Raw genomic sequence first — 11,037 nt, 5'->3', positions numbered from 1 at the left:
CTGAACTTCACACGGTCTGAACAAGTGGAAAGGCCGCGCACAGGAGGCCAACGTGACATTCACGCGATACGCGATCTATTTTATGCCCCCGGCGCGGGCGGAATGGACGAAATTCGCCACCAGCTGGCTGGGCTGGGATATGGAGGTCGGAACGCCCATTGCCCACCCGGTGATCAAGGGTGTGGACGTTGCAGCCGTAACCGAGGTACCGCGCAAATACGGGCTGCATGCGACGATGAAGCCCCCGTTTCGCCTGCGGGATGGGCAGTCGGTTGAAGCGTTGCACGACGCCTGCGCGCGGCTTGCGGCCACGCAGGCCCCGGTCGCCCTGGACGGGCTGCAGATCGCCCGATTGGGTCGGTTTCTGGCTTTGCGTCCGATGGGGGATGAGGCCGTTCTGAACGCGCTGGCTGCCGCCTGTGTGCGTGATCTGGACAGCTTTCGTGCCCCGCCATCGGAGGCCGAACTGCACCGCCGCCGCGCCTATGGCCTGAACGCCCGGCAAGAGGCTAACCTGGTGCAATGGGGTTATCCACATGTGATGGAGTCTTTCCGCTTTCACATCACCCTCAGCGGTAAATTGGACAAACCCACGTTGTCGACAGTTGAGCGCGCGCTGCAATCGCACCTTGTTCCCCTGCTGCCCGCACCCTTTCAAATCAATGATCTGGCTTTGGTGGGCGAGGCAAGGGATGGGCGGTTTCACCTGATCCATCGCTACGTCCTTTCCGGCTGAAGTTGATCGAGAATGGCTTCAACCGTAGCCTCCAGCGGCCCGGAGTTGTCAATCTCGATCACCCGTTTCAGCCCCTCGGGCAAAGGCACTTTGGCACACGCCAACCTTCGTGTCTGCTCAGGTGCGCTCTCACGTCCGCGCATCAACAGGCGTTGCGCCAACACTTCGGGATCAGCGGTCAGAGAGATCACGATCAGATCGCCAAACACCTCTTGGGCCTGCAACAAGACAGATCGGGACAGGTTCACCAAAATGGTATCTGCCCTTTGCCGCTGTTTTTCAATGGTGCGGGGCACGCCGTAGAACAATCCATGCGCGGACCAGTGTAGCGCAAAGGCATCCCGCGCAACCATCTGACGAAACTCAGTATCAGACACTCGGTCGAAATCCTCACCCTCTTCGCCCTCGGGTCGCGTGATCACGCGGCGTGCCAAACGAATGCCGATCGCACGTGCCACCAACGCCTGCATCACGCTGTCCTTGCCGACGCCTGACGGGCCCACGACCGCTATGACAGTGGCAAGGCTCATGCGGCCATTCCAGGTGCAAAGTCGGACAGGTCGACCTGGCGATCACAGACGCGCTTGCGTGCGTCGACATCGTGGAAGATGCCGACAATTGCCGCGCCGCGTGCCTTGGCCTGAGTGATCAGCGCCAGAACCGTCTCGCGGTTCTTTGCATCCAGTGAGGCCGTGGGCTCATCCAGCAACAACGCCGGATAGTCATGCACAAAGCCTCGCGCGATATTCACCCGCTGCTGTTCACCGCCGGAAAATGTCGTAGGGCTTAGGGTCCACAAGCGTTCGGGAATGTTCAGCCGCACCAGCAGATTAGCTGCTTTGTCCAGAGCCACTTGCCGGTCAAATCCGATGGCCAACAGCGGTTCGGCCACAACCTCAAGCGTTGGCACTCGTGGGACGACACGCAGGAATTGGCTGACGTATCCCAGCGTTTCGCGGCGCAGGTCCAAAATCTCACGCGGTTCAACCTGAGCTACGTCGAGCCCACCAACCAGAACCTGACCGGATGCCGCCAGATAGTTGCCATAGATCACCCGCATCAAAGTCGACTTGCCCACCCCCGACGCCCCGGTCAAAGCAACACACTCGCCAGGCATGACTTTCAGTGAGGCGCCTTCCATCACCGGGATCACGGCACCGTTCTGATTGTGCAGGGTAAAGCTTTTGCTGACACCTTTAAGTTCGATCATCGCCTTCCCTTTCACACTTGCAGTACGCTTGAAACCAAGAGCTGCGTATAAGCGTGCTGTGGATCGTCCAATACCTGATCTGTCAACCCGGCCTCAACCACGTGGCCGTCCTTCATCACCATCAACCGATCCGCCAGCAGCCGCACCACGGCCAGATCATGGGTGACGATTATGGCGCTCAGCCCCATCTCGCGCACCAATCCCCGCAGCAGGTCCAGCAAGCGCGCCTGAACCGAGACATCCAGCCCACCGGTCGGTTCATCCATGAACACCAGCCGAGGCCCCGTCACCAGGTTGCGCGCGATCTGCAAGCGCTGCTGCATCCCACCGGAAAACGCGGTGGGGCGGTCATCAATGCGGTCTGTGTCAATCTCGACTCGCCCCAACCAATCCATAGCATCGCCTCGGATCGACCCATAGTGGCGGTTACCCAAGGCCATCAGCCGTTCGCCTATGTTCCCCCCCGCGCTGACCGACATGCGCAAACCGTCGCTTGCATGCTGATGGACAAAGGCCCAATCCGTTCGCCCCAGCATCCGGCGTTCGGGTTCCGACATGGTCACTGTGTCCATCGGACCATCCGTACGCGTGTCAAAGATCACCTGCCCCGTGTCCGGCTCCAGATAACCTGCCAGACAGTTCAGCAATGTTGTCTTGCCCGAGCCGCTTTCGCCAACAATGCCCATCACCTCACCCGGATAGAGATCGAAACTGACTCCCGTACAGCCGATTCGTGCACCATATGTCTTGGTGATGTCCTGAACGCTAAGCAGGGGTGTCATAACCGTCACCTCGGATCGTAGGCAAACTCGATCCGGTTGCCGCCGGGTTCCCGGATCATGAAATGGATTTTCGGACCCGCGCCGGATGGCTCTGGCGCGAATTCGACCATTGCCCCTGGCCAGTCCTTGATGGCATCGAATACGGTGTTCAGCGCGGCCTCGTCCGGCACTTTGAATGCCACGTGATGCAGACCCACATTTGCGTGCCGATCGAACCCGCGCCGGTTGTCACCCTTCTGCTGCCACAGGGTCAGCACGGCGGCACCGTTGCTGATAAAAGCCGAGGGGTATTCCGGCTTGCCGCCCACCACGTCCCAGCCTAACCCGTCGACAAAGAACCCTTTCGAGGCGCCCAGATCAGCGACCGTCAGGCCAAGGTGATCAATTCCCAATACATTCTGCCGCATCATATCTCGCCTTCCTTGCTTAATCGCCCTTGGTGCCCCCGCGCGCGTCGCGTGCGGCAGTAATCCGTGTCCGAACAGACAAACATCCGGTTGCCTGCATCATCCATGATTACCTCGTCCAGATAACTGTCCTCTGCCCCGCACAGGTCGCAGGCATGATCGGCCTTGGTGGGTTCGAACGGGTAATCTTCGAAATCCAGGCTCACCACTTTGGTATGCGGCGGCAGCGCATAGATGCGTTGTTCCCGCCCAGCCCCGAACAGCTGGATCGCGTCCATTTCCAGCTTCGGGTTGTCGAATTTCGGGATCGGCGACGGATCCATCACATAACGCCCCGAGACCTTTACCGGATAGGCATATGCGGTCGAAATCACCCCGTGTTGGCTGATATCCTCGTACAATTTCACATGCATCAGGCCATAGTCCTCAAGACTGTGCATCTTGCGGGTCTCGGTCTCGCGCGGTTCGAGAAAACGCAGGGGTTCAGGGATCGGTACCTGATACACAAGGATCTGATCCTCGGTCAGTTTTACTTCGGGGATGCGATGGCGTGTCTGGATAACAGTTGCCTTCGCGGTTTCCTCGGTTGTCGCCACCCCTGCGGTGTTTTCAAAGAACTTGCGGATCGAGACGGCGTTGGTGGTGTCATCGGCCCCCTGGTCAATCACTTTGAGCGTATCGTCCGGCGTCAATGTTGCAGCCGACACCTGCACGCCGCCCGTTCCCCAGCCATAGGGCATGGGCATCTCACGGCTGGCAAAAGGTACCTGATATCCCGGAACAGCCAGAGCCTTGAGGATAGCTCGGCGGATCATCCGCTTGGTCTGCTCGTCCAAATATGCAAAGTTGTACTCATTCATTTTGAAGTATCACTTTGTGTTTTGGTATTTTTATGGACGTTTTTGTATGTGGAGCGGTCTTTTTGGCCATTATGTTTTATCTCATCCTGCATATCCGCCATTCCAGACGGCGACGAGAATCGATGCTGCGGGACAAGGCCGGTATTTGGAAAGCAATCGGTGCCCCTGACCTTGGCGATCACAGGGTGAAGGACACGGAGTAGGAGCAATAAACCGCTTATCCGCTGTGCGTTGGTTGGGCTCATTCGGCTGCCTCCTGCGGTGTAGTCCTCGCCTCGGCGTCGCGCCGCAGCTTGCGGACCAATTCCAGTTCGGACTGAAAATCCACGTAGTGCGGGAGCTTGATATGTTCGAGGAACCCGGTCGCTTGAATGTTGTCCGCATGGCTCAGGACAAATTCCTCGTCCTGCACAGGGGCACCCAGATTGTCTTCTCCCAATTCCTGCCAGCGCAACGCGCGGTCGACCAAAGCCATGGCGATTGATTTGCGTTCCGACTGGCCAAAGACCAGACCATAACCTCGCGTGAACTGGGGTGGTTCGGTTTTGGAGCCCTTGAACTGGTTCACCGTCTCGCATTCGGTCAATTCCACCTCGCCGATTTCGATGTCAAAGCCCAACTCGGGAATATCCATCTCGACCGCGACTTTGCCGATGCGCAATTCGCCGACAAAGGCATGGTTGCGGGCGTAACCGCGCTGGGTTGAATAGGCCATGCCCAACACAAACCCCTCATCCCCGCGGGCCAGCGATTGCAAGCGCAGGGAGCGTCCGGCCGGAAACTCCATCGGTTGCCGAGTCAGATCAGCCGGAGCGTCGTCACTTGCGGGTTCATCTTGAATGATATCCTCATCCTTCAGAAAGTCGGCGATATGCGGAACCGGGTCTGTGCGTGGCTGACCTTTGGGTGAGGGCGGAACCTCGCCCTCGGCAGCCAGTTTGAAATCCAGCAAACGATGTGTGTAATCAAAGGTCGGACCCAGCACCTGTCCGCCCGGCGCATCCTTGAACGTGGCCGAGATTCGGCGGTCGCAGGCCATACGGTCTGTTTCAACCGGGTTGGTATACCCGAACCGGGGCAAGGTGGTGCGATAGGCACGGATCAGAAAAATCGCCTCGATCAAATCGCCGCGCGCTTGCTTGATGGCTAGAGCAGCCAGATCGGGGTCGAACAAAGACCCTTCGGCCATTACCCGGTTTACCGCAAGGCTCAGCTGTTCACGGATCTGCGCGATGCTGAGTTCAGCAACATCGGTCGCCCCGCGCCGTTCCTCGGCCAGCCAGGCATGGGCGTTTTCGATGGCCTTCTCACCGCCTTTTACAGCCACATACATCGACTAACCCTCTGCCTTGATCTGCGTGCTCCGCGGCAAGGCCGCGACTTTGTCACCGCAGGTGAAGAAGAAATCGCATCCCAATGGATACAGCGCCGCATTGGCCCGAAGCGTCGGAATATCCGGTAGTGACAGACGGGCGACGCCCTTGATCCCCGGCCCCGTCAGCATTGCCCCCGCTTGATTTAGGTCGTCACATTCCACGATCAGCGTCGCTGAACGGTCAGGATACTCAGGCGTTCCAATGCGGAACTGCCCCAAGGGCATCAGCGCTTGCCACGTTCCGATTGCGAAGTCAGCCTGGTCCGCTGCCACAAGCGGCGCGCCGGTGTGAAAGGTCAACCATTGCCGCACCACATCCGTATCAACCTCACCCGCCAAAAACACACTGGTGTCTGGGTCGCAAAGCGTCAGCAGCAACGTCCCCGCCACCACGGACAAGGGCGCGGGTGGGTGAGTGCCGATCATCCGGCGGATCTCACCCGGGCGCGCCATGACCGTCATCGCGGCACGAAAAGCATAGGCCGCTTCAATTGGTGCGTTCTGGAACCCGCCTGAAAATTGGTTTTGCACGGTCATCAGTCTTCACCTCGCACCATCGTAAAAAACTCGACCTTGGTGGCCGCGGCCTTGGCGGCGCGGGTTGTTTTGGCTGTCTGCATCTGTTGACCAAGCGGAGCGATCACCCGCGCACGAACGTCTCCGGCAGCGTCGGTTTGCATCAACGCATCAACCAGCGCCGCTATTTCCGCTTTTCGCTTGGAACGTCCCTGCACATAGCCATGACCAATTGTTCCGTCCTGCAACGCGAGCGAACAGCGCGTGATCGTCATTTCACCCAGATTAAATGGCGCGCCTGTGCCGCCGGTCCGTCCGCGCACCATCACACCTCCTACTTCGGGGTGACGGAGCCATTGAAAGCTCGGAGGCGCGCCGATTTCATCCAACAACGCAATCAGTTCTTCTTCTGGAGCGCAGGCCAGCAAACCCATCCATTCCTGACGCGCAGCATTCGCGGTTTTTGTTTTATCGGTCATCAACCCCCCTTGGCCAGGTTGTCTACATGAACTATACAACTAGACAAATATTACACCCCTCGCGGAGAACCCGCAATCCGCGCACCCGTGAAAGTTTGGTGACATGAATAAAACGCCTGTCTGGAAAAGCATTGCGCTCAGCCTGACCTCGGACATAGCCGAGGGGCGATACAATACCGGTGACCGGTTGCCGACCGAGGCGCAATTGGCGGCGCAACATGGTGTCAATCGGCATACGGTACGGCGCGCGCTGTCGGACATGGCCGAACAAGGTCTGGTCCGCCCACGGCGCGGGTCAGGCGTTTTTGTGGCCTCGCGCCCGACCGATTATCCAATTGGCAAACGGGTGAGATACCACAAAAGCATATCGGCCAGCGGTAAGATGCCGGGCAAGACGATCCTGTCGTTGACCACCCGCGCGGCAGATGAAACCGAAGCCGAAGCTCTGCAGCTTACCCCCGGAGACACGGTTCACGTGTATGACGGCCTGTCTCTGGCCGATGGCCAGCCCATCGGCCTATTTCAGAGCGTCTTTCCGGCTGATCGTCTGCCCGACATCCTGACTGCACTGCAAGACACGCGATCCGTGACCAAGGCACTGCAATGCTGTGGCGTCGCAGACTACACCCGTGTGTCTACCCGCCTGACCGCGCGGGCTGCCACGGCGACACAGGGTTTGCATCTGCAACTGTCGCAAGGCGCTCCGGTGCTGTTTTCGACGGGGATCAATGCCGATCTAAACGGCGTGCCGGTCGAATACGGGCGCACGGTTTTTGCAGGAGAGCGGGTTACCCTGACCCTGAATAATGATTGAGCACCGGAGGCTCTCGCCCGTCTTCGACCTCCTTGCGGAGGCCTCATCCCGTTGGGCGTAGCGCTGCGCGTGGCGCCGGGCCCAAAGCCGCCAAGGGGTATCGGCACAGCCGATGCGGCTGCGAGTGCGGGAGTGGTTCCGCCCTTAGACATGACTGCTCCTATAATGCTCAAGCACTCCTGCAACGCGGTGAAAGTTTTGTAACGTTGGGCAAACCGCGGGGGCTACCCTTTGCAATGCAGCGCAGGTATACGCGACCGCGACTCTTTAGCTGATACGAGGCCACCATGAGCTTTGACCGCACCATCAAGATCGCCCCGTCGATCCTATCCGCCGATTTCGCCAATTTCGGGCAAGAGATTCAGGCGATCGAGGCCCAGGGCGCGGATTGGGTCCATGTCGATGTTATGGATGGCCATTTCGTCCCGAACCTGACCTTTGGCCCACCCGCCGTCAAAGCATTCCGCCCGCACGTTAAAACGGTGATGGATGTCCACCTGATGATCGCGCCGGTTGATCCTTATATTCAAGCTTATGCCGATGCAGGTGCCGATATCCTTACAGCGCATATCGAGGCCGGTCCGCACACCCACCGTACGATGCAAGCCATTCGTGCAGCCGGGATGAAGGCAGGGGTTGCGCTGAATCCCGGCACGCCGGCCGAAGCCGTCGAGCATCTTCTGGACCTGACCGATTTGGTCTGCGTCATGACCGTGAACCCCGGATTCGGTGGTCAGAAGTTCATCGACATGACCAGCAAGGTCCGCAAACTGCGTCAGATGATCGGTGACCGCCCCGTGCATATCGAGATCGACGGCGGTGTTGACCCGAAAACAGCCCCGTTGGTTGCGGCCGCAGGTGCTGACGTGCTGGTAGCAGGATCAGCCGTCTTCAAGGGTGGATCAGTTGAAAGCCCCGGTGTCTATGGCGACAATATTCGCGCCGTACGGGCTGCCGCAGAATCTGCGGTTTAGGCCATCTGCAATCTGGCGGTTTGCAGAAACCGCGAAATCTCGAGCCCAAGGCTGGCTTCGATTGAAATTGCCAGATCTGGCTGTTTTTGCAGTTCCGCAGTCAGATCGGACATGTTCCATTCGATCACCCGTGACGGTTTAAGGGCTGTCACGGTCACCGGCGCGGTAAAGCCCTGATCTTTGGCCAGAAAGGCCGTCCCGCCAAGGAACCGGCCTTCGCCCAGCGTGTCTACGCGATCTCCGCTCAACTCAACACCGATTTCCCCATCCACGATAAGCGATAGGCTGTGTACCGGGCTACCTTGCGTTAACAGATTGGTTCCAACCGGAACTGTTTTTGCAACTCCCATTCTCAGCAGGTCATATGCGTCCCGCTCCGAGAAATTGCGCAAAGCGATTTCATAGAGGTGTCTTTGCATATCGGTAAATGGCACCGGGCGTCGTTCCAGCAACAAACGCACAATCCAAAAGATGTTGATACCGGTGAAAAACAGGTTCCACCCGATCGGGGCCCACAGCGGCGCGGGTTGCAGATAGTAATAGGGCAGCAGGATCATCGCGCCAATCACCGACAGAACACGCAGCCAGAAAATATCCCTGACCGAATAAGATATCAGGTAAAAGACATTCGCCGCATTTACCAAAAGGTCCAAACCCACCATGCCCTACCTCATCAGTTTTGCGCGCTGACCGGGGCCAGGCGCGCTTTACAGGTGCATGTTGAGTTTAGCAGTCGCTGTTAGGTGGGCTAGAGCGTTGACTCCGGCCTATTACTTTTTCACCCGGAATCTTTCCGGTTTCTCTGAAAGACAGGTTATGTGGCTTACTTTCTGCTGCGGATGTAGCAAGTGCGATCTGGTGCCCGTCTCAGGATCATCGGCGCTTAGGATTGCGGCTTGCATGTCGCCCAGATCGGTGCTGTGCAGGATACGCGTGCTGTAGTGTACGAATGGAAGTCCAAACATGATTTACCCCAAACTCTGATTTTCTGACACCAACCCCTGCGGGTCTCGCGCCGTTTGCTTCGAGTGCAAACATGGGGTCACTTCTTTGCGTTGAAGTGGAGGTAAAATTAAACCGCCAAAACGACCGCAGATCTTGCCACGAAAATAGCAATTGCCAAGCAGGTCATCTTGTGACCATGAACAGCCGCATCAAACATCTAAATGAGAATGCCCCATGATTGAACGCATCGACACCGGCGAACGGTCCTCGAAAATCGTAAAACACAACGGCGTGGCCTACCTGACCGGACAAGTCGCCGAGGGTGACACTATTCAGGAACAAGTCCGAATTTGCCTCGAAAAAATCGATTCCCTGCTCGTACAAGCCGGGTCATCACGTGAAAATATGTTGCGTGTTACGATCTGGCTGGCCGATATGAAAGATTTTGCCGGATTGAACGAGGTCTGGAATGCCTGGGTTCCCAAAGGTCACGCACCGGCCCGCGCCTGCGGGGAAGCCAAGCTGGCACGCCCCGAACTGAAAGTGGAATTTATCGTGGATGCTGCTTACGATTAAGCCTTCGGCAAAGGCAGTTTGCGCGCCTAGGAACTGATAAATCCAAACAAAAAAAGGGCGCCCCAAGGGACGCCCTTTCTTTGAGTATTGGCTTAAGCGCCTTACTCGATGATTTTCGACACAACGCCGGCGCCGACGGTGCGGCCGCCTTCGCGGATGGCGAAACGCAGGCCGTCTTCCATCGCGATCGGGGCGATCAGCTCGACGGTGAAGCCGACGTTGTCGCCGGGCATGACCATCTCGGTGCCTTCGGCCAGGGTCACGGTGCCGGTCACGTCCGTTGTACGGAAGTAGAACTGCGGACGGTAGTTCGCGAAGAACGGAGTGTGACGACCGCCTTCTTCCTTGGTCAGGATGTAGGCTTCGGCTTCGAACTTGGTGTGCGGTGTAACCGAACCCGGCTTACACAGAACCTGACCACGCTCAACGCCGTCACGGTCGATACCGCGCAGCAGGGCGCCGATGTTGTCGCCTGCTTCGCCGCGGTCCAGCAGCTTGCGGAACATTTCAACGCCGGTGCAGGTGGTTTTCTGAGTGTCGCGGATGCCGACGATTTCGATCTCGTCGCCAACATTGATCACGCCACGCTCAACACGACCGGTCACAACGGTACCGCGGCCCGAGATCGAGAACACGTCTTCGACCGGCATCAGGAACGGCTTGTCAACTTCACGCTCAGGGGTGTCGATATAGTCGTCAACAGCCGCCATCAGTTCCTTGATTTTCTCTTCGCCGATTTCCGGGTTGTTGCCTTCCATCGCGGCCAGAGCCGAACCTGCGATGATCGGAATATCGTCGCCAGGGTATTCGTAGCTGGACAGCAGTTCGCGAACTTCCATCTCAACCAGTTCCAGCAGCTCTTCGTCGTCAACCTGGTCAACTTTGTTCATGAACACGACCATCTTCGGGATGCCAACCTGGCGGCCCAGCAGGATGTGCTCGCGGGTCTGCGGCATCGGGCCGTCAGCAGCGTTCACAACCAGGATCGCGCCGTCCATCTGAGCGGCACCGGTGATCATGTTCTTGACGTAGTCGGCGTGGCCGGGGCAGTCGACGTGTGCATAGTGGCGGTTGTCGGTCTCGTATTCCACGTGGGCGGTCGAGATGGTGATGCCACGAGCCTTCTCTTCAGGCGCGCCGTCGATTTGGTCATACGCTTTGAAGTCACCGAAATACTTGGTGATTGCTGCGGTCAGCGTGGTTTTACCGTGGTCAACGTGCCCAATCGTGCCGATGTTAACGTGCGGTTTTGTACGCTCAAACTTTTCCTTTGCCATTCCTCAGGCGCCCTTTTGCGATTTGGGGGACCCTTGGTCCCGTGGTTACATCTGCGCGCGCGAGATATTTGGTTCAAAGGGGAAAA

15 protein-coding genes are annotated in these 11,037 nt (G+C 58.0%); 4 read left to right on the top strand and 11 right to left on the bottom strand.

Annotation, left to right across the window (positions count from 1 at the left end; all coding sequences use genetic code 11):
• Positions 1–52 precede the first annotated feature (52 nt).
• Positions 53–736 (top strand): DUF1045 domain-containing protein, encoded by a 684-nt coding sequence (locus tag ACR0B8_RS09675; RefSeq protein WP_480658308.1) that lies wholly within the window; start codon positions 53–55, stop codon positions 734–736.
• Here ACR0B8_RS09675 and phnN read toward each other — a convergent pair.
• Genes phnN through phnG form a run of 9 tightly spaced genes read right to left on the bottom strand, consistent with a single transcriptional unit; the run spans position 718 to position 6,365 of the window.
• The gene (gene phnN / locus ACR0B8_RS09670; protein WP_170362484.1) at positions 718–1,266 is read right to left on the bottom strand and encodes a phosphonate metabolism protein/1,5-bisphosphokinase (PRPP-forming) PhnN; all 549 of its coding nucleotides are present in this window, start codon (positions 1,264–1,266) and stop codon (positions 718–720) included. The two genes, ACR0B8_RS09675 and phnN, sit on opposite strands and share 19 nt — an antisense overlap.
• A complete protein-coding gene (phnL, locus tag ACR0B8_RS09665; RefSeq protein ID WP_480658310.1) occupies positions 1,263–1,946 on the bottom strand; it encodes a phosphonate C-P lyase system protein PhnL in 684 nt (227 codons plus the stop codon). The genes phnN and phnL overlap by 4 nt, the downstream gene beginning before the upstream one ends.
• 11 nt (positions 1,947–1,957) lie before the next feature.
• Positions 1,958–2,728 (bottom strand): phosphonate C-P lyase system protein PhnK, encoded by a 771-nt coding sequence (gene phnK, locus ACR0B8_RS09660; RefSeq protein ID WP_170362486.1) that lies wholly within the window; start codon positions 2,726–2,728, stop codon positions 1,958–1,960.
• 5 nt (positions 2,729–2,733) lie between these two features.
• Entirely contained in the window at positions 2,734–3,138 is a 405-nt protein-coding gene (locus ACR0B8_RS09655; protein ID WP_170362487.1) for a VOC family protein, read from the bottom strand.
• Complete coding sequence (locus tag ACR0B8_RS09650) at positions 3,135–3,995, bottom strand: alpha-D-ribose 1-methylphosphonate 5-phosphate C-P-lyase PhnJ (protein WP_170362488.1); 861 nt, start codon at positions 3,993–3,995, stop codon at positions 3,135–3,137. Before ACR0B8_RS09650 ends, ACR0B8_RS09655 begins: the two co-directional genes overlap by 4 nt.
• The gene (locus ACR0B8_RS09645; RefSeq protein ID WP_170351817.1) at positions 3,992–4,240 is read right to left on the bottom strand and encodes a hypothetical protein; all 249 of its coding nucleotides are present in this window, start codon (positions 4,238–4,240) and stop codon (positions 3,992–3,994) included. Before ACR0B8_RS09645 ends, ACR0B8_RS09650 begins: the two co-directional genes overlap by 4 nt.
• Positions 4,237–5,328: a carbon-phosphorus lyase complex subunit gene (locus tag ACR0B8_RS09640; protein ID WP_170362489.1), complete on the bottom strand. Its 1,092-nt coding sequence runs from the start codon at positions 5,326–5,328 to the stop codon at positions 4,237–4,239. The genes ACR0B8_RS09645 and ACR0B8_RS09640 overlap by 4 nt, the downstream gene beginning before the upstream one ends.
• A 3-nt stretch (positions 5,329–5,331) precedes the next feature.
• On the bottom strand, positions 5,332–5,907 hold the full coding sequence (phnH, locus tag ACR0B8_RS09635; RefSeq protein ID WP_170362490.1) for a phosphonate C-P lyase system protein PhnH: 576 nt from the start codon (positions 5,905–5,907) through the stop codon (positions 5,332–5,334).
• Entirely contained in the window at positions 5,907–6,365 is a 459-nt protein-coding gene (phnG, locus tag ACR0B8_RS09630) for a phosphonate C-P lyase system protein PhnG (protein ID WP_170351820.1), read from the bottom strand. The genes phnH and phnG overlap by 1 nt, the downstream gene beginning before the upstream one ends.
• Positions 6,366–6,468: 103 nt before the next feature.
• On the opposite strand from phnG, the gene phnF reads away from it, so the two are divergent.
• Together phnF and rpe are read left to right on the top strand one after the other, a co-directional pair.
• A complete protein-coding gene (phnF, locus tag ACR0B8_RS09625) occupies positions 6,469–7,179 on the top strand; it encodes a phosphonate metabolism transcriptional regulator PhnF (RefSeq protein WP_170398995.1) in 711 nt (236 codons plus the stop codon).
• A gap of 287 nt (positions 7,180–7,466) precedes the next feature.
• Positions 7,467–8,153, top strand: a complete 687-nt coding sequence (rpe, locus tag ACR0B8_RS09620) for a ribulose-phosphate 3-epimerase (protein WP_170398991.1) — start codon at positions 7,467–7,469, stop codon at positions 8,151–8,153.
• Here rpe and ACR0B8_RS09615 read toward each other — a convergent pair.
• The gene (locus ACR0B8_RS09615; protein ID WP_170398989.1) at positions 8,150–8,815 is read right to left on the bottom strand and encodes a Crp/Fnr family transcriptional regulator; all 666 of its coding nucleotides are present in this window, start codon (positions 8,813–8,815) and stop codon (positions 8,150–8,152) included. The genes rpe and ACR0B8_RS09615 overlap by 4 nt on opposite strands.
• 517 nt (positions 8,816–9,332) lie before the next feature.
• On the opposite strand from ACR0B8_RS09615, the gene ACR0B8_RS09610 reads away from it, so the two are divergent.
• On the top strand, positions 9,333–9,674 hold the full coding sequence (locus ACR0B8_RS09610; protein WP_170553583.1) for a RidA family protein: 342 nt from the start codon (positions 9,333–9,335) through the stop codon (positions 9,672–9,674).
• Between the two features lie 101 nt (positions 9,675–9,775).
• Here the strand turns inward: ACR0B8_RS09610 and tuf are convergent, their stop codons facing one another.
• On the bottom strand, positions 9,776–10,951 hold the full coding sequence (gene tuf / locus ACR0B8_RS09605) for an elongation factor Tu (protein WP_170415189.1): 1,176 nt from the start codon (positions 10,949–10,951) through the stop codon (positions 9,776–9,778).
• Positions 10,952–11,037 lie beyond the last annotated feature (86 nt).

The sequence above is a fragment of the Ruegeria sp. BH6 genome (genome assembly GCF_056538105.1).
This window is presented reverse-complemented; position numbering and strand designations above follow the sequence as displayed.